At 61.0% G+C, this 23,083-nt stretch carries 20 protein-coding genes; 9 read left to right on the top strand and 11 right to left on the bottom strand.

Translation table 11 applies throughout. The features are described from left to right. Positions 1 to 158: 158 nt before the first annotated feature. Together F6S08_RS11680 and F6S08_RS11675 are read right to left on the bottom strand one after the other, a co-directional pair. On the bottom strand, positions 159 to 761 hold the full coding sequence (locus tag F6S08_RS11680; RefSeq protein WP_065924713.1) for an FMN-dependent NADH-azoreductase: 603 nt from the start codon (positions 759 to 761) through the stop codon (positions 159 to 161). A 151-nt stretch (positions 762 to 912) separates the two neighbouring features. Further along, positions 913 to 1,227 carry a hypothetical protein gene (locus F6S08_RS11675; protein WP_027603760.1) on the bottom strand — a complete coding sequence of 105 codons (315 nt, stop codon included), beginning with the start codon at positions 1,225 to 1,227 and terminating at the stop codon, positions 913 to 915. Between the two features lie 49 nt (positions 1,228 to 1,276). On the opposite strand from F6S08_RS11675, the gene F6S08_RS11670 reads away from it, so the two are divergent. From F6S08_RS11670 to aqpZ, 5 genes are all read left to right on the top strand, one after another. After that, positions 1,277 to 2,200 carry a LysR family transcriptional regulator gene (locus F6S08_RS11670; protein WP_058425360.1) on the top strand — a complete coding sequence of 308 codons (924 nt, stop codon included), beginning with the start codon at positions 1,277 to 1,279 and terminating at the stop codon, positions 2,198 to 2,200. 14 nt (positions 2,201 to 2,214) lie between these two features. After that, positions 2,215 to 3,018 carry an alpha/beta fold hydrolase gene (locus F6S08_RS11665; RefSeq protein ID WP_065924715.1) on the top strand — a complete coding sequence of 268 codons (804 nt, stop codon included), beginning with the start codon at positions 2,215 to 2,217 and terminating at the stop codon, positions 3,016 to 3,018. A gap of 3 nt (positions 3,019 to 3,021) precedes the next feature. Further along, positions 3,022 to 3,585 carry a peptidylprolyl isomerase gene (locus F6S08_RS11660; RefSeq protein WP_027603757.1) on the top strand — a complete coding sequence of 188 codons (564 nt, stop codon included), beginning with the start codon at positions 3,022 to 3,024 and terminating at the stop codon, positions 3,583 to 3,585. An 82-nt stretch (positions 3,586 to 3,667) separates the two neighbouring features. Continuing rightward, positions 3,668 to 5,500 (top strand): ABC transporter ATP-binding protein, encoded by a 1,833-nt coding sequence (locus tag F6S08_RS11655; RefSeq protein WP_315871614.1) that lies wholly within the window; start codon positions 3,668 to 3,670, stop codon positions 5,498 to 5,500. Between the two features lie 226 nt (positions 5,501 to 5,726). After that, on the top strand, positions 5,727 to 6,428 hold the full coding sequence (aqpZ, locus tag F6S08_RS11650) for an aquaporin Z (protein ID WP_315871613.1): 702 nt from the start codon (positions 5,727 to 5,729) through the stop codon (positions 6,426 to 6,428). A 53-nt stretch (positions 6,429 to 6,481) separates the two neighbouring features. On the opposite strand, the gene F6S08_RS11645 is transcribed toward aqpZ, so the two are convergent. From F6S08_RS11645 to F6S08_RS11635, 3 genes are all read right to left on the bottom strand, one after another. Beyond that, the gene (locus F6S08_RS11645; RefSeq protein WP_065946863.1) at positions 6,482 to 6,730 is read right to left on the bottom strand and encodes a BrnA antitoxin family protein; all 249 of its coding nucleotides are present in this window, start codon (positions 6,728 to 6,730) and stop codon (positions 6,482 to 6,484) included. Beyond that, positions 6,708 to 6,986: a BrnT family toxin gene (locus F6S08_RS11640; RefSeq protein ID WP_065940630.1), complete on the bottom strand. Its 279-nt coding sequence runs from the start codon at positions 6,984 to 6,986 to the stop codon at positions 6,708 to 6,710. Before F6S08_RS11640 ends, F6S08_RS11645 begins: the two co-directional genes overlap by 23 nt. Positions 6,987 to 7,063: 77 nt before the next feature. After that, positions 7,064 to 8,188, bottom strand: a complete 1,125-nt coding sequence (locus F6S08_RS11635) for a GNAT family N-acetyltransferase (RefSeq protein WP_315871612.1) — start codon at positions 8,186 to 8,188, stop codon at positions 7,064 to 7,066. A 283-nt stretch (positions 8,189 to 8,471) separates the two neighbouring features. Here F6S08_RS11635 and F6S08_RS11630 point away from each other — a divergent pair, with 283 nt between their 5' ends. Further along, on the top strand, positions 8,472 to 9,815 hold the full coding sequence (locus tag F6S08_RS11630; protein WP_027603753.1) for a putative porin: 1,344 nt from the start codon (positions 8,472 to 8,474) through the stop codon (positions 9,813 to 9,815). A 107-nt stretch (positions 9,816 to 9,922) separates the two neighbouring features. Here F6S08_RS11630 and F6S08_RS11625 read toward each other — a convergent pair whose 3' ends face one another. The 5 genes from F6S08_RS11625 to aceK all read right to left on the bottom strand — a co-directional run bounded on the left by F6S08_RS11625 (position 9,923) and on the right by aceK (position 17,947). After that, complete coding sequence (locus F6S08_RS11625) at positions 9,923 to 10,168, bottom strand: anti-sigma factor family protein (protein ID WP_027603752.1); 246 nt, start codon at positions 10,166 to 10,168, stop codon at positions 9,923 to 9,925. Further along, the gene (locus F6S08_RS11620; RefSeq protein ID WP_027603751.1) at positions 10,162 to 10,776 is read right to left on the bottom strand and encodes an RNA polymerase sigma factor; all 615 of its coding nucleotides are present in this window, start codon (positions 10,774 to 10,776) and stop codon (positions 10,162 to 10,164) included. The genes F6S08_RS11625 and F6S08_RS11620 overlap by 7 nt, the downstream gene beginning before the upstream one ends. Before the next feature lie 17 nt (positions 10,777 to 10,793). Further along, entirely contained in the window at positions 10,794 to 11,915 is a 1,122-nt protein-coding gene (locus F6S08_RS11615; RefSeq protein WP_137212098.1) for a beta-ketoacyl-ACP synthase III, read from the bottom strand. Positions 11,916 to 12,201: 286 nt separating this feature from the next. Next, a complete protein-coding gene (gene hrpA / locus F6S08_RS11610) occupies positions 12,202 to 16,113 on the bottom strand; it encodes an ATP-dependent RNA helicase HrpA (RefSeq protein ID WP_315871611.1) in 3,912 nt (1,303 codons plus the stop codon). 118 nt (positions 16,114 to 16,231) lie between these two features. Then, on the bottom strand, positions 16,232 to 17,947 hold the full coding sequence (gene aceK, locus F6S08_RS11605; protein ID WP_315871610.1) for a bifunctional isocitrate dehydrogenase kinase/phosphatase: 1,716 nt from the start codon (positions 17,945 to 17,947) through the stop codon (positions 16,232 to 16,234). Positions 17,948 to 18,337: 390 nt separating this feature from the next. Here aceK and F6S08_RS11600 point away from each other — a divergent pair, with 390 nt between their 5' ends. Next, the gene (locus F6S08_RS11600; RefSeq protein ID WP_065946869.1) at positions 18,338 to 19,963 is read left to right on the top strand and encodes a methyl-accepting chemotaxis protein; all 1,626 of its coding nucleotides are present in this window, start codon (positions 18,338 to 18,340) and stop codon (positions 19,961 to 19,963) included. Between the two features lie 52 nt (positions 19,964 to 20,015). Further along, positions 20,016 to 20,900, top strand: a complete 885-nt coding sequence (locus F6S08_RS11595) for a DMT family transporter (protein WP_065924723.1) — start codon at positions 20,016 to 20,018, stop codon at positions 20,898 to 20,900. A gap of 30 nt (positions 20,901 to 20,930) precedes the next feature. Here F6S08_RS11595 and F6S08_RS11590 read toward each other — a convergent pair whose 3' ends face one another. Further along, positions 20,931 to 21,791: a DMT family transporter gene (locus F6S08_RS11590; protein ID WP_065924724.1), complete on the bottom strand. Its 861-nt coding sequence runs from the start codon at positions 21,789 to 21,791 to the stop codon at positions 20,931 to 20,933. Positions 21,792 to 22,217: 426 nt separating this feature from the next. On the opposite strand from F6S08_RS11590, the gene F6S08_RS11585 reads away from it, so the two are divergent. After that, entirely contained in the window at positions 22,218 to 23,009 is a 792-nt protein-coding gene (locus F6S08_RS11585; protein ID WP_315871609.1) for a CPBP family intramembrane glutamic endopeptidase, read from the top strand. Positions 23,010 to 23,083 lie beyond the last annotated feature (74 nt).

Here is a 23,083-nt window from a genome sequence, read left to right as displayed (position 1 = left end):
ACTCGGGGCAAAAAAAACCCGACCTCGCTAAAGCGGCAGTCGGGCAGGAGCACTCAGGAGCAACAAGTGCAAAGGGAGGTTCGTACGCGTACTTGAAGGGTTGGCGTGGAGCGATATAAACACCGCGCGATTATCTGACGATTAAAGGATCAACCACCTCATGCCACGAGCTGTACCAGCTGGGCCTTGGCGTGGTTGATGCCCTTTTCCTGGAAGTCCCCGCTCAGGTTCACCCCTTCGGCGTGAATGAAAGTGACATCGTGGATGCCGATAAAGGCCATGACCTGGCGCAGGTACGGTTCCTGGTGATCGGAACTGGCGCCGGTGTGGATGCCACCCCGCGCGGTCAACACAATGGCACGCTTGCCGGTCAACAAACCTTGCGGCCCGGTGGGGGTGTACTTGAAGGTCACACCCGCCCGCAACACGTGATCCAGCCAGGCCTTGAGGGTGCTGGGGATGGCGAAGTTGTACATCGGTGCGGCCATCACCAGCACGTCGGCGGCCAGCAGTTCGTCGGTCAACTCGTTGGAGCGGTCGAGGGAAGCCTGTTCGTTACCGTTGCGCTGATCCGCCGGTTTCATCCAGCCGCCGAGCAGGTTGGCGTCCAGGTGCGGAACCGGGTTGAGCGCCACGTCACGTACCGTGATCCGGTCCATCGGGTGGGCGGCCTGCCATTGGCTGATGAACTGCTGGGTCAGTTGGCGGGAGATCGAATCCTGCTGGCGGGCGCTGCTTTCGATGATCAGAACATTGGACATGGCTTCGTAGGCTCCATCTGTAATTGCTGTAAGTCGATGGAGTGGAGATTAGACAGAGCCAATTCGATAAAAAAGCGCAAAAAACTGCTATAACCCATCTATAAATTTGTTTATAAGCGGAGTATCCCGATGGGCATGCTCCGCTGCTGTGTTATTTCGGCGCGCAGGCCAACGCGATACGCATCTTGATAATGGCGCGGTTGAACTTGACCGTGGTGTTGGTGCTTTTCCCCGCCGGCACCGTAACCGTGCGACGACGCGGCGATTCCGGGCCGTTGGTGAACGTTACCGAACACACGGCGTCCTGGGTGCCGTAGTTATTCAGCTGGATCGAGCTGATATCGCCGTCCACGTCGGAGGCGGTGTAATCGATGCTCACGCCGTCGATCTTTTTCGTCACGTCGATGGGGTAGGCAAACGCGCTCATCGGCAGCAGCGTCAGCAACACACAACAGAATTTTCTCATTCGGCGGTCTCCAATAGGGACCGCCAGCTTAGGACAAGAGGAACACATCTTGAAAGCGCCCCGCGTTACCCTCGATCAATGGCGCACGCTGCAAGCCGTCGTCGACCACGGCGGCTTCGCCCAGGCAGCGGAAGCGCTGCACCGTTCGCAGTCCTCGGTGAGCTACACCGTGGCCCGTATGCAAGACCAACTCGGCGTGCCGCTGCTGCGCATCGACGGGCGCAAGGCGGTACTCACCGACGCCGGTGAAGTGCTGCTGCGCCGCTCCCGGCAACTGGTGAAAAACGCCAGCCAGCTGGAAGACCTCGCCCACCATATGGAACAGGGCTGGGAAGCCGAAGTGCGGCTGGTCGTCGATGCGGCCTACCCCAACGCGCGCCTGGTACGCGCACTCACCGCGTTCATGCCGCAGAGCCGTGGTTGCCGGGTGCGTTTGCGTGAAGAGGTGCTGTCCGGCGTCGAAGAGCTGTTGATGGAAGGCGTGGCCGACCTGGCGATTTGCGGCTTCAGCATCCCCGGCTACCTGGGCACCGAAATGAGCGACGTGGAGTTCGTCGCCGTGGCCCACCCCGAGCACGCCTTGCACCGCATGAACCGCGAACTGAGCTTCCAGGACCTGGAAAGCCAGATGCAGGTGGTGATCCGCGACTCCGGCCGCCAGCAACCCCGGGATGTAGGCTGGCTCGGCGCCGAACAACGCTGGACCGTCGGCAGCCTGGCCACCGCCGCCGCGTTTGTCGGCAGCGGCCTGGGTTTTGCCTGGCTGCCACGGCACATGATCGAGCGTGAACTCGCCGAAGGCGTGCTCAAGCAGCTACCCTTGGAACAGGGCGGCAGCCGCCACCCCACGTTCTACCTGTATTCAAACAAGGACAAACCCTTGGGGCCGGCGACGCAGATCCTCGTGGAGCTGCTGCGCACCTTTGACACCGCCCCCCTGGACGCGCCTTTCGCCGCCCCCCGGCAAGCCTGAAACGGAGTTCATGCATGGCCTGGTTCGACCATGAAGGCTGCAGCCTGCACTATGAGGAATACGGCCACGGCACGCCGCTGATCCTGATCCACGGCCTGGGCTCCAGCAGCCAGGATTGGGAACTGCAGGTGCCAGCGCTGGCCCGCCACTACCGCCTGATTGTGGTAGATGTGCGCGGCCATGGGCGCTCGGACAAGCCTCGGGAGCGCTATAGCATCGAAGGGTTCACCTACGACCTGGTCGCCCTGATCGAGCACCTGGACCTGCCGCCCGCCCATGTGGTGGGTTTGTCCATGGGCGGCATGATCGCCTTCCAACTGGCGGTGGACGAACCCGGCCGGGTCAAGAGCCTGTGCATCGTCAACAGCGCGCCACAGGTCAAGGTACGCAGTGCCCAGGAGTACTGGTGGTGGGCCAGGCGCTGGACGCTCGCCCGTGTGCTCAGCCTCGCCACCATCGGCAAGGCACTCGGCGACCGGCTGTTCCCAAAACCGGCACAGGCCGACCTGCGCCGCAAGATGGCCGAACGCTGGGCAAAAAACGACAAACGTGCTTATCTCGCCAGCTTCGATGCGATTGTGGGCTGGGGCGTACAGGAACGACTTTCGAGGATTACCTGTCCAACCCTGGTCATCAGCGCCGACCACGACTACACCCCCGTGGCCCAGAAAGAAAACTATGTAAAACTGCTGCCCGATGCGCGACTGGTGGTGATCGAGGATTCCCGCCATGCCACGCCCTTGGACCAACCCGAAGTCTTTAATACCACCCTGCTCGATTTTCTAGAGACAGTCGAAACCACTACCCAGGATCACTGACCCATGCTGAAAAAAATCGCCTTTTTTGCCGGTTCCGTTCTGTTCGCTGCCAACCTGATGGCCGCCGAGCCTTCCAAGGCGCCACACGTATTGATCTCCACCACCAACGGCGACATTGAAATCGAACTGGACCCGGTCAAGGCGCCGATCAGTACCAAGAATTTCCTCGCCTATGTCGACAAAGGCTTCTACACCAACACGATCTTCCACCGCGTGATCCCGGGCTTCATGGTCCAGGGTGGCGGGTTCACCCAGCAGATGTCGCAAAAGCCGACCGAAGCGCCGATCAAGAACGAAGCCAGCAATGGCCTGCATAACGTGCGTGGCACGCTGTCGATGGCCCGCACCTCGAACCCGGATTCGGCCACCAGCCAGTTCTTCATCAACGTGGCTGACAACGCCTTCCTCGACCCGGGTCGCGATGCCGGTTATGCGGTGTTCGCCAAAGTGGTCAAGGGCATGGATGTGGTCGACATCATCGTCAACTCCCAGACCACCACCAAGCAAGGCATGCAGAACGTGCCAATCGATCCTGTCCTGATCAAGTCGGCCAAGCGCATCGACTGAAGTCTGCAGGAAACTCCGCGCACGGCCCACAAGGCCGCGCGCGCATTTGAAAGGAGAGCCCGCCAGGCGGGCGTCAACCCTAATGCTCTATCGTCGTTTTGAACAACTGATCGATATTTTCCGCGACGCTCCCAGCGCCGCCCCTCCCGACAAAGTCCTGCCCTTCTACCTCTACTACCTGCACCAGGTGTGGCCCTGTTTTGCCGCACTGCTGGTGGTGGGCCTGGTCGGTGCGCTGATCGAAGTCGCGCTGTTCAGCTACCTGAGCCGTATCATCGACCTGGCCCAGGGCACACCGCCCGCCGACTTCTTCCAGATCCACAGCACCGAGCTGATCTGGATGGCCGTGGTCGCCCTGCTGCTGCGCCCGATTTTCAATGGCCTGCACGACTTGCTGGTGCACCAGACCATCAACCCCGGCATGACCAGCCTGATCCGCTGGCAGAACCACAGCTATGTGCTCAAGCAGAGCCTGAATTTCTTCCAGAACGATTTCGCCGGGCGCATTGCCCAGCGCATCATGCAAACCGGCAACTCCTTGCGTGACTCTGCGGTGGCAACAGCGGAAGCCATCTGGCACGTGTCGATCTACGCCATCACCTCCCTGGTGCTGTTTGCCGAGGCCGACTGGCGACTGATGATTCCGTTGATCACCTGGATCATTTGTTACTGCCTGGCATTGCGTTACTTCGTACCGCGGGTGAAAGAGCGTTCGGTGATTTCTTCCGAAGCCCGTTCCAAACTCATGGGGCGCATCGTCGACGGCTACACCAACATCACCACCTTGAAGCTGTTCGCCCATACCCAGAATGAGCAGGAATACGCCAAGGAAGCGATCATTGAGCAAACCGAAAAAACCCAGCTGGCGGCACGCGTGCTCACCAGCATGGATGCGGTCATCACCGTCCTCAACGGCCTGCTGATCGTCACCACCACCGGCCTGGCCCTGTGGCTGTGGACACAGTCGCTGATCTCGGTGGGCGCGATTGCCCTGGCTACCGGCCTGGTGATTCGTATCGTCAACATGTCCGGCTGGATCATGTGGGTGGTCAACGGCATTTTCGAAAATATCGGCATCGTGCAGGACGGCCTCAAGACCATTGCCCAACCCCTGGCCGTGGTCGACCGCAACAACGCCCCGCGCCTGACAGTGCCCCATGGCGAAGTACGCTTCGAGCAGGTGGATTTCCACTACGGCAAGCAGAGCGGGATCATTGGCGGCTTGAACCTGAACATCCAGGCCGGTGAAAAGATCGGCCTGATCGGCCCGTCCGGCGCGGGCAAGTCGACCCTGGTCAACCTGCTGCTGCGCCTCTACGACCTGCAAGGCGGGCGGATCCTGATCGACGGCCAAAACATCGCCGAAGTGGCCCAGGAAACCCTGCGCGAACAGATCGGCATGATCACCCAGGACACCTCGCTGCTGCACCGCTCGATCCGCGACAACCTGCTGTACGGCAAGCCGGACGCCACCGACGAACAACTCTGGGCCGCCGTGCACAAGGCGCGTGCCGACGAGTTCATCCCGCTGCTGTCGGACTCGGAAGGCCGTACCGGGCTGGATGCCCACGTCGGCGAACGCGGGGTGAAACTCTCCGGTGGGCAACGTCAACGTATCGCTATCGCCCGTGTACTGCTCAAGGATGCGCCGATCCTGATCATGGACGAAGCCACCTCGGCGCTGGACTCGGAAGTGGAGGCGGCGATCCAGGAAAGCCTGGAGACCCTGATGCAAGGCAAGACGGTGATTGCGATTGCGCACCGGTTGTCGACCATCGCGCGGATGGACCGCCTGGTGGTGCTGGAGAAAGGCCAGATTGCCGAGACGGGCAGCCATGCCGAACTGCTGGCCCATGGCGGCTTGTATGCACGCTTGTGGCAGCACCAGACCGGAGGGTTTGTCGGCATCGACTGAAGCAAATGTGGGAGGGGGCTTGCTCCCGATATCGGTGGGCCAGTCACCACATTTTGCGACTGACACTCCGCTATCGGCAGCAAGCCCCCTCCCACATTTGGTGGCCTGGATTTGTGTAAAAACCGTGCTGTACTCAGTGCAGTGCCCAGACGGGCGCTGAAGTAAATCTGCAGGGAGCATCACTGATTTACTGATTGGGTAGAGCGATCTATCAAGGACGTGCTGCATGTCTTTGTTCAAGCGTTCAGTCACAGAGGGGTTGGGAACGTTTTGGCTGGTGTTGGGTGGTTGCGGGAGTGCGGTGTTGGCCGCCGCGTTTCCCGCAGTCGGGATCGGATTGCTGGGCGTGGCCCTGGCGTTCGGGCTCACGGTGCTGACCATGGCGGTGGCCATCGGGCATATCAGCGGTTGTCACCTCAACCCGGCGGTATCGGTGGGGCTGGTAGTGGGCGGGAGGTTTCCGGCCAGGGAGTTACCGGCGTACATCGTGGCCCAAGTCGTCGGCGGGGTGGTCGCCGCCGCATTGTTGTACTTCATCGCCAGCGGCATGCCGGGCTTTGAACTGGCCGGTGGGCTGGCCTCCAACGGCTATGGCGAGCATTCGCCGGGCGGCTATTCAATGGCAGCGGGGTTTGTCTGCGAGCTGGTGATGACAGCCATGTTCGTGCTGATCATCCTCGGCGCCACCGACCACCGTGCCCCGAAGGGCCTCGCGCCCATCGCCATTGGCCTGGCCCTCACCTTGATCCACCTGATCTCCATCCCCGTGACCAACACCTCGGTCAACCCGGCCCGCAGTACCGGCCCGGCATTGATCGTGGGCGGGTGGGCGATCCAGCAGTTGTGGATGTTCTGGCTCGCGCCGATCCTCGGTGCAGTGGTGGGCGGTGTGGTCTATCGATGGCTGGGCAAGGAGGAGCCGGTCTGAGACAAAGGGTCAGCCCTGCCGGTGGAGCAGGGCTGATTTCAATGGGCAGATACTCAACCCTGATGAGCCTGCATATATTGGCGCAACAATTGATTGATGCGCGTCTGGTAGCCCGTACCCTGACCTTTAAACCACTCCAAAACGTCGGCGTCCAGTCGAATAGTAACGGCTTGCTTTATTGGAACGCGTAATTCTGCACGTCGGAAAAATTCCGCGTCCAACTCAGGAATATCGCTGGTATCAACTTCTTCATCATTCATCTTGGCCAGGCGCTCCCAATCAGTTTTCGATGTTTGCGTCATAATATTTGGCCTCCTTCTTGGTTGCTTTTCGGGCGGAAATGATACGGATCACATCACCATGCCGCTCGGTGTATACGACCACACCCATTAACAATTTGATCCAGCCAATACTGATCCAACGCTCTTCGCCATAATCCGCTCGATCATCGCGCAAGGCCAGCATTGGATGCCGAAAGATATCCGGAACGTCGTTGAAATCGATGCCGTGCTTGGAAATATTGACTTTGTTCTTGGACTCATCCCACTCAAAATGCATGGCACATCCTGTATGTACTTTTGTACATACAGGATATCGACTCCATTACGTCCTGCCAGCATTGCCAGACCAATGGTTCAGCCCTGCCGGTAAGGCAGCGCCGCCCTCGCCTCTTCGGCATACGCCACAATCCCCACCCGCTCGCGCTCGAGGAAATCCTCCACGGCATTCTTCAACCCGGGGTGGCGCAGGTAGTGCCACGACCGGGTGATCACCGGCTCGAACCCGCGAATCAATTTGTGCTCGCCCTGGGCGCCGGCGTCGAAGCGTTGCAGGCCATGAGCGATGGCGTAGTCCATGCCCTGGTAGAAGCAGGTTTCAAAATGCAGCCGGTCAAACTCCGCCAGGCAACCCCAGTAGCGGCCGTAGAAGCTGTCGCCACCGATCAGGCTGAAGGCCATGGCCACCGGTCGCGTGCCTTGCCTGGCCAGCACCACACGGATCGCCTCGGGCATGCGCTCGGCCAGCAGGCTGAAAAACGCGCGGGTCAAGTACGGTGCCTGGCGGCGTACTGCGTAGGTATTGGCGTAGCAGGCGTAGACAAAATCCCACTGCGCCTCGTTCAGCTCGTGGCCTTGCAACCATTCGAAGTCGATGCCCTGCCCCGCCACTTGTTCGCGCTCCTTGCGCATCTGTTTGCGTTTGCGGGAACTGAGGGCGTCGAGGAAATCCTGGAAGTCACGGTAGCCGCGATTCTGCCAGTGAAACTGACAACCCAGGCGCTGCAACCAACCCGGTTGTTGGGCTAACGCCTCATCGGCCAAGCCGTCGGTGAAGTTGATATGGGCACTGGAGAGCCCTTCGATTTCCAGGTAGCCCGGCAGGCTCTTCAGCAGTTCGAAACCATCGTCGACGCTGGCCGCCAACAAGCGGGGGCCGCTGACCGGGCTGAATGGTACGGCCGTCAGCAGCTTGGGGTAGTAATCAATGCCCGCACGCTCGCAGGCATCGGCCCAACCATGGTCGAACACGTACTCGCCGTAGGAATGCCATTTGCGATAACTGGGCAATGCCGCCACCAGTCGGTCGCCTTCCCAATGTAACAAATGCTCCGGTTGCCAGCCCGATCGAGGGCCCAGGCTGGCACTGTCTTCCAGCGCGCTGAGGAAGGCGTGCCGCACAAAAGGCTGGGCGTCCGGCACCAGTGCGTCCCAGGCCTGCGGGGCGATTTCGGACAGGCTGTCCAGGCGTTGCAGCGGCATTGGCATCCTCACTACGTCATGGCATGAAAACCTCGCGAGTATCGCTTATCGCAGGTCCGGGCACACCCCCGAATCGCCCGACAAGGCTCTAAATCAATAGTTCCATTCTTAAATAATTTGTCATCTACATGACATCACTTCGCCACTGCTCCGTCATAAACGATCGTGATACTGACGCCTGTTTTTAGAGCGCCTGGTTCTATCAGGTGGTTACTTTTCCGTCCGTCATCGGTCGGTTGTGTCCTGGATGGTTTGCCATCCCTCCTCACTTTCGGAGATTGATATGCGTCTTGCTTCCACTAAAACTGCAGCGGCCCTGTGCGGGGGCCTGTTACTGGCCCTGAGCGTTCCGGCCAGCGCTGCAGTCGACGCTAAATTGCTCGACATGCTCAAGGCCAACGGCCAAATCACCGCTTCGCAGTACACCGAACTGCAAAACGAGTTGGCCAAAGACCAGAAAGAACAGCAGATCGCACGGCAAGCTCAACAAGAGACCAACGAACAGATCGCGGCCACCGCGAAGAAAACCAACGAGCTGAGCAGCTTCGACCAGAAACTGGCCTGGGCCGCCAAGACTCAGTTCAAGGGTGATGTGCGCATGCGCCACGAGACCATCAAGGTCGAAGGCGAAAATGGCGTTACCCGCGCCGGCGTCACCGGCCGTGACAAGGACCGCGAACGGATCCGCGCACGCCTCGGCGCCTACACCGAAATCAACCCGCAGGTGGACACCGGTATTCGTATCGCCACCGGCGGCGGCAGCGATGCGCGCTCCACCAACCAGGACCTGGACGGCTACTTCGATAAAAAATCGATCTGGCTGGACCTCGGCTATATCGACTACCACCCTGACCAGATCAAAAACCTGCACATCATTGGCGGCAAAATGCTGCAGCCCTGGGTCAACATGGGCGATGTGATCTGGGATAGCGACATCAACCCGGAAGGCCTGGCACTCACCTACAAGTACCCACTGGGCGGCAGCGCAGAGCTGTTCGGCAGCCTGGGTAACTACAACCTCAAGGACAATGTGGACGGTGACGGCGTGCAGTACCGCCATGACCTGCGCCTGACCACCGGCCAGTTGGGGACCCGCTTCTCGGTGACCGACAACCTGAAAATGACCCTGGGCGGCAGCGTCTACGCCTACCAGAACGATGAAGACAGCCGCGCCTCAGGCACCAGTACCCCGAACGTGCTGGCCACCAACGGCAACACCCCCAACGGCGAGTTCCGCCTGTATGAAGGCTTCGGTCAAGTCGATATCGGCGGCCTGGCGGTGCCTCTGTCGTTCTACGGTCAGTACGTGAAAAACAACGACGCAATCGACGATGCGGACACGGCCTGGTTGCTGGGTGCCAAGTCCAAGGTGTTCGGTTTCAACCTGGACTACAACTATCGCGACGTGCAGAAAAACGCCGTGGTGGGGGCCTTCACCGATTCGGACTTCGGCGGCGGCTTCACCGGTTCCCGTGGTCACAAGTTCAAAGTCGGCTATGACATCGACAAGAACTTCGCCGTCGGCGCGACCTACTTCCTGACCAAGACCGACACCTACAGCCGCACGCTGGTGGACGGTAGCGCCAAAGCCAACACCTTCCAGCTGGATGCAGAAGCCAAGTTCTAAAGATAAGTGTTCAAGACCTCGGGCCAGGACGGCCCGAGGTGGCTGTACCAGACTTGCGTGGGTGGATCGGTCCCCATCATCCGTCCGATTGCCCCACGCGAGCCTGCTTATTCCCCGCCTTTCTGATCCTTGAGCCGCTCGGCAGCCAGCCGCTGCGCCAAGGCATCCACATCCTTCACCGGTTCCTGCGGCAGCATCCGCAACGTCGCCTGCAGCAGGCGCATCTGGCGGATAAACCGTCGGCAGTTGGGGCAGAACATCAAGTGATGACGCACCAGCAGACGTTCGCGAAAGGTCAATTGCCCATCGAGATAGTCACTGGAACGTGCCACTTGTTCTTTACAGGTCAACATTCGCCCGTTTCCTCAAAATGCTCCACCGTGGCGAAGACTTTAAGCCGTGCTCGATGCAGCAGCACGCGGACATTGGAGAGTGAGAGCGTCAGAAGATTACAGATCTCCTCCAGCTCCAACCCCTGGCGTTCACGCAGCACCAGCACGCTGCTTTGCAGTTCGGACAAACTCAGCAACGTGTGCTCCAGGCACTTGCGCAGTTCATCCTCGGTCAGCAAGGCTTCCGGGGTGTCCTGGTGCCAGGCATACGGGGCGACGGCCCAGTGGCCATCATCGGGGGAGAATCGATCATCGCCGATGGTGCCGTGGGGCGAAGGCAAATCGTCGAGCAACACTTCCCGGCGATTCTGCTTATAGCGCCCCTTGGCAGCGTTGGCGGTAATGGTCAGCAGCCAGGTCTTGAGGCTGGAACGCCCTTCGAATTTGGCCAGGTTGCGCACCACCGACAGCCAGGCGTCCTGCACCACTTCGTCGGCATGCCGCTGGCCGGCGATGGCATACGCCACCGCCCGCATTGCGCTTTGGTACGTGGTGACCAATTCCTTGTAGGCCCGTTGCTCGCCCTTGAGCAGTCGTTCAAGCAGGTGCGCGTCGTCCGCTGCTGCCATTCAAGACCTCGATTGTCTTAACGCTTGCGCAGGATCACGCTACCGATCGAATAGCCTGCGCCAAACGAACTGAGGACCGCGACGGCGCCCTTGGGCAGATCGTCCTGGTAGGTGTGGAATGCAATCACCGAACCCGCCGAGCTGGTGTTGGCGTAAGTATCGAGGATCACCGGAGCTTCTTCCACCGTGGCTTCGCGGCCCAGCAGTTTCTTCACAATCAGGTGGTTCATGCTCAGGTTGGCCTGGTGCAGCCAGAAGCGCTTCACATCGGCCACGTTCAACTGGTTCTCGGCCAGGTGCACGCCGATCAGTTCGGCGACCATCGGGCACACGTCGCGGAAGACTTTGCGGCCTTCCTGCACGAACAGCTTGTCGGGCGCACCGATGCCCTCTTCCGCCGCGCGGTTGAGGAAACCGAAGTTGTTGCGGATGTTATTGGAGAACTTGGTCAGCAGCTTGGTGCTCACCACGTCGAACTGATGCGCGGAGGTCGCCAGGTCGGCGCGCTCGAGGACGACGGCCGTGGCGGCGTCGCCGAAGATAAAGTGACTGTCGCGGTCGCGGAAGTTCAAGTGGCCGGTGCAGACTTCCGGGTTGACCATCAGGATCGCCCGGGCCTGGCCCAGCTGGATGCTGTTGGCGGCGTTCTGGATACCGAAGGTCGCCGAGGAACACGCCACGTTCATGTCGAAACCGAAGCCTGCGATGCCCAGGGCTTCCTGGACTTCGATGGCGATGGCCGGGTAGGCACGTTGCAGGTTGGAACAGGCGACGATCACACCATCGATGTCGGCGGCGGTCTTGCCGGCGCGCTGCAGGGCCTGCTCGGCGGCACCGATGGCCATCTGGCAAAGCACGGACCACTCGTCATTGCTGCGCTCGGGCAGGCGCGGCGCCATGCGCTGCGGGTCAAGAATGCCCTCCTTGTCCATCACAAAGCGGCTCTTGATGCCCGAGGCTTTTTCGATGAACGCAGCGCTCGACTCCGTCAGCGCCTGGACTTCACCGCGCTCGATGGCAGCGGCGTTGTCCGAGTTGAACTGGTGCACGTAAGCATTGAAAGACTGCACCAGTTCTTCGTTGCTGATGCTGTTGGCAGGGGTGTAAAGGCCAGTGCCGCTGATGACGACGTTATGCACGATCGTTCCTCTAAATCTGTCAGGCAGATGATATTGGTACCGACGTACCAAACCGTAAGTAGTTCTATTCCGCCCAGCGGACATCAAACTGGCATCGCTTTATTCCTTCGCGCCGCAGACTTTTGCGACGATCCCGGCATTTATAGCGGCGAAGTTTGCCACAAACCCTGGGGTTTGGCGCCATATGCCGGATAAACACCCTGATCAAAGCGCGATCAAGTTTCAATGTGGGAGATTGCCCCCTCCCACATTTGGACCTGTCTGGTCTGGATAACCGAGAAAGGGATCAGGCCTCGACCAGGCTCCACTGCTTGCTCAATCGCTTGTCGGAAATCGGCACCTTGGTCCCCAACTGCTGTGCAAACAACGACACCCGGTATTCCTCCAACCACCAGCGATACAGCTCCAGTTGCGGGTCGCGCTTGCCTTCCTGCGTGTGCTTGTTCAAGCGGTTCTGGTACTGCGCCCACAGGCCGCCCAGTTCGCTGCTCCACACCCGATCCTTTTGCACCTGGCCAGGCAGTTTCTCCAGGCGCAATTCGATGGCCTTGAGAAAACGCGGCAATTCCTTGAACCACTGCGCCGGGGTTTCGCGCACAAAGCCGGGATACACCAGGTTGCTCAATTGCTGCTTGATGTCGTTCAGGGCCACGGCCTGGGCCAGGTCGATCTTGCCCTTGAAGCGCTTTTGCAGGCCATGCCAGAGCTTCAGCACGTCCAGGGTCAGGCGCGCCAGGCGTTCGGCGTGTTCGGTCCAACTGCCACGCTTGCGTTCAGCCAGCGCCGCCAAACCGGCACCGTCACGGGGCAGGCTGGCTTCGCCTTCCAGCACACAGGTGTCGAGGCTGGCCAGCAGGATGTCTTCCACCAGGGCGTCGATACGCCCCAGTTCGCGGTACATCAGGCCCAGTTCAGTGAGGCCGGGCAATTTGCCGCGCATGAATTTGGCCGGTTCCGCCAATTGCTGCATCAACAGGCGTTGCAACGCACGGCGGTGCTGGAACTCAGCCTCGGCGGCGGTGGAAAAACGGCCCTCTTTCACGGTGCCGTTTTCTTCCACCAGCGCCGGATAGACCGTCATCGACAGCCCGGCGATCTTCTGCTGGGTTTTCTCGGCCACCGCCGCGAACACCTTGGCCTCCACCGGCTGCTGGCTTTTCGCGGTGTGCGGCACGGCCAGCGCGGCCTGGCTGGCTTCGACAAAACGCGCGGTCAACTCGGCCAGGTCGCGGCCCTCGCCAAGGAACTTGCCCTGGCCGTCGACCACTTCCAGGTTCATCTTCAGATGGTTTTCCACCTGCTGCGCCGCTTCGGCCCAGGCCTCATCGCTGACCCGCGCCCCGGTCATGCGCAGCAACTCGCGCCCCAATGCCTGGGGCAGCGAACCCTGGCCAAACTCGATGCGCTGCAGCGCCGCCTTGACGAAATCCGGCACCGGCACGAAGTTCTTGCGCAGGGCCTTGGGCAGGTTGCGCACCAGGGCGATGCACTTGGCTTCGATCAGCCCCGGCACCAGCCATTCCAGACGCTCCGGCGGCAAGGCAGGCAGCAGCGGTGCCGGTACGCGCAGGGTCACGCCGTCGCGGGGGTGGTTGGGTTCGAAGTGATAACTCAGGGCCAGTTCCAGGTCGCCCAGGTGCAGGGTGTCCGGGTAATGGGCGGCAGTGACTTCACTGGCCTCGCGGGCCAACACGTCTTCCTCGCGCATGATCAGCAACTGCGGATCTTTCTGGCTGTTGACCTTGTACCAGCTGTCAAAGGTGGCGGTCTGGTGGATCTCCGCCGGCAGCCGTGCATCGTAGAAGGCGTACAAGGTCTCTTCGTCGGCCAGGATATCGCGGCGGCGCGCCTTGGCTTCCAGTTCGTCGAGCTGCTCCAGCAGTTGCTGGTTGGCCGTCAGGCATTTGGCGCGGGACTGGATCTCGCCACGCACCAAGCCTTCGCGAATAAACAACTCCCGCGACACCACCGGGTCAATCGGCCCGTAATGCACCGGCCGACGCCCGACCACGATCAGCCCGAACAGGGTGATCTGCTCGAACGCCACCACCTGGCCGCGCTTCTTCTCCCAGTGGGGCTCGAAGTGGTTTTTCTTGATCAAGTGCCCGGCCAGCGGTTCGATCCAGTCGGCATCGATCTTCGCCACCATGCGCGCATACAGCTTGGTGGTTTCCACCAGTTCGGCGGTCATCAGCCATTGCGGGCGTTTCTTGCCGATACCCGAGGACGGGTGGATCCAGAAGCGTCGCTGACGGGCGCCGAGGTAATCGCCGTCTTCGGTCTTCTGGCCGATCTGGCTGAGCAGGCCGGACAGCACCGCCTTGTGCAGCTTGGGGAAATCCGCCGGTTCTTTGTTGATGGTCAACTGCATGTCGCGGCAGATCAGGCTCAACTGGCGATGGGAATCACGCCACTCGCGCAGGCGCAGGTAGTTGAGGAAGTTCTTGCGGCACCAGTTGCGCAGCGGGCTGGCGGTGAGTGCCTGGCGCTGCTCTTCAAAACCACGCCACAAATTGACCAGCCCGGCGAAGTCCGAGTCCGCATCTTTCCACTGCGCATGGGCCTGGTCGGCGGCCTGCTGGCGCTCCGGTGGGCGCTCGCGCGGGTCCTGGATCGACATGGCGCTGGCCACGATCAACACTTCCTGCAAACTACCAAGCTTGGCGGCTTCGAGCAGCATGCGGCCCATGCGCGGGTCCACCGGCAGGCGCGCCAACTGACGGCCCAATGGCGTGAGCTGGCTGTTGCGGTCGACCGCCGAGAGTTCCTGCAACAGGTTGAAACCGTCGCTGATGGCCTTGCCGTCCGGCGGTTCGATAAACGGGAAATCGGTGATTTCGCCCAGGCGCAGGTGCAGCATCTGCAGGATCACCGCCGCGAGGTTGGTGCGCAAAATCTCAGGGTCGGTAAATTCCGGACGGCCGATAAAATCCTCTTCGCTGTACAAGCGAATGCAGATCCCCGGCTCCACCCGGCCGCAACGGCCTTTACGCTGGTTGGCACTGGCCTGGGAAATCGCCTCGATCGGCAGGCGCTGCACCTTGGCGCGGTAGCTGTAGCGGCTGATGCGCGCGGTGCCGCTGTCGATCACATAACGGATGCCCGGCACGGTCAGCGAGGTTTCCGCGACGTTGGTCGCCAGTACCACGCGGCGCCCTGGGTGAGACTGGAAAATGCGCTGTTGTTCGGCCGGCGACAGGCGCGCGTACAACGGCAGGATCTCGGTGTGCTTGAGCTGGGCCTTGCGCAGCATGTCGGCAGCGTCGCGAATCTCGCGCTCACCGGGCAAAAACACCAGCACATCGCCGGGGCTGCGCCGTTCGCTGCGCTCATAAGCAGCGATCTCATCAAGAGTGGCGAGGATCGCCTGGTCGACAGTCAGGTCGTCTTCGACACGATTGCCCTCCTCGTCCTGTTCCAGGGTCAGCGGGCGATACCAGGTGTCGACCGGGAAGGTGCGGCCCGACACCTCGACAATCGGTGCATCGTCGAAGTGCTTGGAAAAACGCTCCAGGTCGATGGTCGCCGAAGTGATGATGACTTTCAGGTCCGGGCGGCGCGGCAGCAGGGTTTTCAGGTAACCCAGCAGGAAATCGATGTTCAAACTGCGTTCGTGGGCTTCGTCGACGATGATCGTGTCGTAGCGTTCCAGGTAGCGGTCGTTCTGGGTTTCCGCCAGCAGGATACCGTCGGTCATCAGCTTGATCAGGGTGTTGGCGTCGCTTTGGTCTTCGAAGCGCACCTGATAGCCGACCAACGCGCCCAGCGGCGTGGCCAACTCTTCGGCGACGCGGCTGGCGACGCTGCGCGCAGCGATCCGGCGTGGTTGGGTATGGCCGATCAGGCCATATTGGCCGCGGCCGATCTCCAGGCAGATCTTCGGCAACTGGGTGGTCTTGCCCGAGCCGGTTTCGCCGGCAATGATCAGCACCTGATGCTTTTGCAGCGCGTCCTTGATCTCATCGCGCTTGGCCGCGATCGGCAAACTGTCGTCGTAACGAATCACCGGCAGGCTGGCGCGCCGCGCCGTGACCTGAGCGCAGGACGCCTGCATGCGCATGACCCACTGCGCCAGCTTCTCCTCGTCGGGCTTCTTGCGCAGCTCAAGCAGTTGCCGCCGCAAGCGGTGACGGTCGGCGAGCATGGCGTGGTCGAGGTTTTTCAGCAGTTGGTCGATAGCGGGCGCTTGGTCAGTCATCGGGTACGCAAAGGTCGTCTATTTATGCAGGGTGCGGATTGTCGCAGAAAAGCAGCTGCGAGCGGCAAGCTTCAAGCGGCAAGTCAGGGCGGATCTGCTTTTACTTGCCGCTTTGAGCTTATGGCTGCTCTTTTCTTTTATAAGGGAAGACATCGATCACTTTGCCTGCACGAATCGCATCCTGCAGGCCTTTCCAATAATCAGCGTTATACAGCTCGCCATGCAGTTCATCGAACAGCTTGCGCTGGCCGGCATCGGCAAACAGGAACGGCGGAAACTCTTCCGGGAACACATCCAGTGGGCCGATGGAGTACCAGGGCTCGGACGCCATTTCATCCTCGGGCGTGCGCGGCGCGGGAATATGGCGAAAGTTGGCCTCGGTGAGAAAACAGATTTCGTCGTAGTCATAGAACACCACACGGCCATGGCGGGTGACGCCGAAGTTCTTCAGCAGCATGTCGCCGGGGAAGATGTTCGCTGCCGCCAGTTGCTTGATCGCCAAGCCGTAGTCTTCCAGGGCTTCGCGCACCTGGGCGGGGTTGGCGTTTTCCAGGTAGAGGTTGAGCGGGGTCATGCGCCGTTCGGTCCAGCAGTGGCGGATCAGTACCGTATCGCCTTCCACTTCGACGGTGCCGGCAGCGACGTCCAGCAGTTCAGCCAGGCACTCGGGCTCGAACTTGCCCAGGGGAAAGCGGAAGTCGGCAAACTCCTGGGTATCGGCCATGCGCCCGACGCGATCGACGCTTTTGACCAGGCGGTACTTCTCGATCACCGTGGCGCGGTTGACGTTTTTCGACGGTGAAAAACGGTCCTTGATGATCTTGAACACGGTATTGAAGCCCGGCAGGGTGAACACGCTCATGACCATGCCACGCACGCCGGGGGCCATGATGAATTGATCGTCGGTGGTGGCCAGGTGGTTGATCAGCGCGCGGTAGAACTCCGACTTGCCGTGTTTGTAGAAACCAATCGAGGTGTACAGCTCGGCAATGTGCTTGCCCGGCAGGATGCGTTTGAGAAAGCCGATAAATTCCGCCGGCACCGGCACGTCGACCATGAAGTAGGAACGGGTGAACGAAAAGATGATCGACACCTCGGCCTCGTCGGTGATCAGCGCATCGATCTGGATGCCCTGGCCTTCGCGGTGCAGCAGCGGAATCACCAGGGGCCATTGTTCGTCGCGGGTGTAGATGCGCCCGACGAGGTAGGCGCCTTTGTTGCGGTAGAGCACCGAGGAAAACAGCTCGACCTTGAGGTCCGGGTCCTTGCACACCCAGTCCGGCAGGTTTTCCCGCAGTTGGGTTTCGAGGCGACCCAGGTCGGTTGCCAGGTCGGCGTAGGGCTCGCTGAAACGATAGTCGGCAAAAATCTGCGCGAGCATCTCGGGAATCTGGCCGGCGGGCGCGTAGGTATGGGTTTGTGCCGCCCGTGCCCGGCGCAGGCTCGGCCGCGTGGTGTGGATGAACATGCAGCCGTCGCTGATCAGGTCATGGCTGAACAGGCCGCAGAAGATCGAGTTGTACCAGGTCTCGGACAGCTCATCGTCAAAACGCAGGTCGATCAGGCCGATATAGGCGCTTTTCACCAGCGGCCACAGGTCAATGTCGAGCAATGTGCTGCCCTCGAAGTTCGCGCGCAGGCGCGCGCTCACTTCACCGACCTTGTCTTCGTACAGGTTGATCCGCGCCGCCGATGCCGCCTGCCCCTGTTGCCACTGGGCCTTTTCGAAACGCTCGCGGGCGCCATCGGTGATCTGGCGAAAGTGCTCGCGGTAATCGTCGAAGCCTTCGAGGATAGTGCGGGCGATAGCGAGGGCAGGCGTGGATGGCGACATGCGGGAAACCTCGAGCGGGCATCTGGGATGCCCTGAGCTTAGCCAGTGTACGCAGGCAGGAGAAGGGTCATTTTTTGCACTGACTTGTACAGCTCCGTTCATTTCGTACATTTATTTTCAATTTTTTAATTCGACCGCTCGGTCAATAAACGCACCTCACAGTCGATCCGCGTTTGATCCACAGGCCTTGAGCGCCGTGGCCTGGCAGGTAGAAGCCGAAAAACCGCCAACCAGAACGGCCGCGGGTCCTCCATAGGGCTTTGGATCCAACTAAGGGAAACCCCGATTACTACCTTGATGGCACTTTGATATATAGCGCGCCCTCTCCCACCCTAACAAGGTCCGAAGACCGACCCGGGAGCAGGTTCTAATCGCCCAAGGAGCATTGAGATGTCATTGAGGAATATGAGGATCGGTCTGCGTGCCAGTCTGAGTTTTGGGGTTTTGGCCAGCTTGCTGGTGATTGTGGGAATGTTTGGCCTGGGCCAGATGGCCAAGCTGCGGGAAAGCGCGCTGGTCATTGAACAAACCTGGATGCCGAGCATCGAGAATATCCATGACAGCGCAGCCTTGGTGGCCACTGTCCGCCTGGAGTCCCTGCGCCTGGTGAGCACCGACGAGTCTCGCGTGCGTGAGACCAGCAGAGGCCTGATCACCCGCACCAGCAGCGAACTGCAAGCCCTGCTCGAGCGCCATGAAACCTTGCTGAGCAATGACGAAGAGCGCGAACTGCTGAAAACCCTCAAGGCCAATGTCGCGACATACCTGGCCATCGTCGGGCAGATGGTTGCGTTGGTGGACAAGGATCAACAGCAAGACGCCCTCGACCTGCTCGTCAGCCGCCTCGCCCCCCAGGGCACGATCCTGAGCCAGAGCCTGGAAAACCTGATCGTCTTTAACCAGAACGGCGTGGAAGCGGCGGCCGATTCGGCCGCACAGATGTATTCGAGCGCACAGTGGATTGTCGGCCTGATTATCGCAGTCGCACTGATCGCCACCTTGCTGCTGGCCTGGCTGCTGACCCGCAGCATCACCGCGCCGATCGGCCAGGCCCTGAACGTGGCGCGCACCATCGCCGCCGGCGACTTGAGCCAGCCGATCGTGGTGCACGGCCATGACGAACCCGCGCAATTGCTGAGCGCCCTGGCGACCATGCAAGCGCAGCTGCAGACCACCATCCGAGGCATCAGCGAATCGGCGCAGCAACTGGCTTCCGCCGCCGAAGAAATGAGCGCGGTGATGGAACAAAGCACGCGCGGCCTGCAGGCGCAGAACGATGAAATCGAGCAGGCTGCCACCGCCGTGACCGAGATGAGCACGGCAGTGGACGAGGTCGCGGGTAATGCGGTGTCCAGCGCCGAGGCGTCCCAGGCTTCCGATGAAGACAGCAAGCACGGCCACTACCAGATCAGCGAAACCATCAGCTCGATCCAGAACCTGGTGGACGAAGTGCTCGGCGCCTCGAACAAGGCCGAAGGCCTGGCGCTGCAAGCGCAGGACATCAGCAAGGTGCTGGAAGTGATTCGCGGCATTGCCGGGCAAACCAACCTGCTGGCGCTCAACGCCGCGATTGAAGCGGCGCGTGCCGGTGAAGCCGGGCGTGGGTTCGCGGTCGTCGCCGACGAGGTGCGTTCGCTGGCACAGCGCACCCAGGACTCCACCGAAGAAATCGAGCAGATGATCACCGGTATCCAGCAAGGCACCCAGGCCACCGTCGAGGCGCTGAACAGCAGCGCCGAGCATGCCGGCCAGACCTTGCAACGGGCCAACAGCGCCGGCAGTGCCCTGGAAAAAATCACCGCCGCCATCTCGCAGATCAGCCAGCGCAACCTGGTGATCGCCAGCGCCGCCGAGCAACAGGCGCTGGTAGCGCGCGATGTGGACCGCAGCCTGGTGAACATCCGCGACCTGTCCACCCAGACCGCCGCCGGCGCCACCCAGACCTCGGCCGCCAGCCAGGAACTGTCGCGGCTGGCGGTGGACCTGAATGGGCTGGTGACGCGGTTTGTCCTGTAATCAATGAAGGCGGCGTGCAACACTCGCGGCCTTATTGATGTAGGAGTGTTCCGTGAGGCCCGTTGACACCCTTTACCTGCTGGGGCTCGCCGCCATCTGGGGCGCGAGTTTTCTGTTCATGCGCATCATCGCGCCGGAAATCGGCACGCTGCCGACCGCATTTTTCCGCGTATCGATTGCCGCCGCCGGGCTATTGGTGATCCTGGCGATGGCGCGGGTGAACTGGGATTTCCAGGGCAAGTTCAAGACGGTCCTGTTGCTGGGGGTGATCAACTCGGGGATCCCGGCGACCATGTATTCGGTGGCCGCCCAGGTGCTGCCGGCGGGTTACTCGGCGATCTTCAATGCCACCACGCCGTTGATGGGGGTGTTGATTGGCGGGCTGTTTTTCAGCGAACGCCTCACCCCGTCGAAGATCGCCGGGGTGTGCCTGGGTCTGTTCGGTGTAGGCGTGCTGACCCGTGCGGGACCGGTGGCGTTTGACCTGGAATTATTGATGGGCGCACTGGCTTGCCTGTTGGCTACCACCTGTTATGGCTTTGCCGGGTTCCTCGCCAGGCGCTGGCTGGACCAGCGTGGCGGGCTGGACAGTCGTCTCGCGGCCCTGGGCAGCATGCTGGGCGCGACGCTGTTTCTGCTGCCGTTATTTGCCTACAGCGCGATCAGCCATCCGCCTGCGAGCTGGGGTGGGTGGCAGGTCTGGTCGTCGCTGCTGGGGTTGGGGCTGGTGTGTACGGCGTTTGCGTACGTGTTGTACTTCCGGCTGCTCACCGCGATTGGGCCGGTGAGGTCGATGACCACCACCTTCCTGATCCCGCCGTTCGGCGTGTTGTGGGGGGCGTTGTTGCTCGACGAGCCCTTATCGATGGCGCATTTATATGGCGGCGTGTTGATTGCCGGGGCGTTGTGGCTGGTATTGCGGCCTCGAAAACCGTAGGCGCCGGCTGGCCGGCACCTACGGGGGGCATCAGTTTTTGCGGAACACGAAGACCAGCCCAATGATGATCAAGCCCATCCCCAACAGGCTCAGCATCGCGAGCCGATTGCCGAAGATCAGGTAATCCATCACCGCCGTCACCGCTGGCACCAGGTAGAACAGGCTGGTGACATTCACCAGGTTGCCCCGGGCGATCAGGCGGTACAGCAACAGCGTTGCCAGCAACGACACTACCAGGCCCATCCACAGCACCGGCAGGTAAAAGCCGGCGGTGTGTTCAACGTGGAACGGCTGGAACGGCACAAACACCGAACACAACAGCAGCCCCGCCAGGTACTGCACCGGCAGGGTGCCAAGGGGGTTGTCGGTGATGCGCTTTTGCATGATCGAGCCGAAGGTCATGCTTGCCAGGGCCAGCAGCCCGAACAGCATCCCGGCCAGGGACATGCCCGCCAGCCCGATGCCTTGGTAGACCACCATGATCAGCCCGGCCAGGCCCAGACTCAGGCCGAACATCCGGCGCCAGGATCGCTGGCGCTCCATCAGCACCACGGTGAGGATCGGCTGCACCCCCATGATGGTCGCCATGACGCCTGGGGTGACGCTGAGGTCCAGGGCCAGCAGATAGAAAATCTGATAGGCCCCCAGCAATACCAACCCGGTTGCCGCCGCGTACAACAGGGGCTTGCCGGGACGCGGCAGTTTCAACCGCAGGACCGGCACCAGGATCACGAGCCCCGCCAGGGCGATGGCAAAACGGATCAGCAGGAAGGCGAAGGGCGAAGCATGGGCCAGGCCCAGCTTGGAGAAGATCGCCCCGCTGCTCCACAGCAGGACAAACAGGCTCGTCGAGGCCGCCGCGGCCACGGAGTGTTTCGAAAGAACGGACATGGTTACCACCTGTAATCAGGCAAAAAAAGCCGATTCAGCCGCAGAGGCTGAAATTCAGTAGTTTTTTTTCAGGCAGGCAGAGCGGGCACAGCAACGTGCCGATCAGCCCGAAATGCCAACACCCGGCGGTGATACGACTGCGTACACCGGCGTGCTACTGACAGGTGGGGGGTAGTGACTGATCTGCGCAGGCTGCTTGTTCGCGCACGGCACGCGCACAGCGTTGACCGCTGAATCGACTACCGCTATGCGCAGGGAAGCTGGCATGTGCTGATCTTTTTGAAGGGATAAGGACGCGAGGACTATAACCAGCCGATGACATGTTTTGCAATCACTTGCCCAAGCCCTTTTGCGGGGAGGCGTTTTCACGTTTCGGGGCGCGGGCCGTCGCTATAATGCCGACCGGTATTTTCCAAGGATTCCCCCATGCTCCCATTGCCCTGGCTGTACCTGGCGCTTCTTTCCATCGGCTATCTGCTGGCCTTGGCCTACGGGAAACTGGGCGTACTGGCGCTGGTGTCCGTCGCCTTGCTGTTGATCGCCGGCCATGCCGTACGCCAGCAGCGCACGCCGTGGGCGCGTTACCTGGGTCACGGGCTGTTTGTCGTGTTGGCGCTAGGCCTGGCGATGCACTGGCTGCCGGGGTTCTATAACGGTCGCGGCATTGACCCGCAGCGATTTACGCCTGATGCCGTGCCGTTCTCGATGTACCTGAACCAGGACAAGCCGCTGATTGGTTTCTGGTTGCTGCTGGCCTGCCCGTGGATTGTGGCGCGGCGTTCGTTGCGCCTGTCGATCTGCGTCACCGCGTTGGTACTGACCCTTACCGCCATCGTCGCGCTGGGTGGCGCAGCCTTGCTGGGCGTGATCAGTTGGGCGCCGAAATGGCCGGACCAGGCCTGGCTGTGGGTACTCAACAACCTGTTGCTGGTGACCCTGCTGGAAGAAGCCCTGTTCCGTGGCTACATTCAAGGCGGCTTGAGCCGACGCTTCAAACAGTTGCCCTACGGCGAAAACCTCGCGCTGCTGCTGGCATCGCTGCTGTTCGGCCTGGTGCACGTGGGTGCAGGGTGGCAATGGGCGCTGCTGGCGGGCATCGCCGGGGTCGGTTATGGCCTGGCGTATCGGTTTGGCGGGCTGGGTGCGGCGATTGCCACGCACTTTGGCTTGAATCTGCTTCACTTCGGGTTGTTTACCTATCCAATGCTGGCGGGTTGACATCCCCTCGAGGAATGACCAACCCGCCGATTGTTGCAAAAATAAGTTAAATAAACCCCCGTTACCGCCGATAC

Source organism: Pseudomonas sp. JV449, assembly GCF_032424295.1.
Classification (GTDB): domain Bacteria; phylum Pseudomonadota; class Gammaproteobacteria; order Pseudomonadales; family Pseudomonadaceae; genus Aquipseudomonas; species Aquipseudomonas marginalis.
Note: the sequence above shows the minus strand (reverse complement) of the source record. Positions and strands in the feature narration are given on the sequence as shown.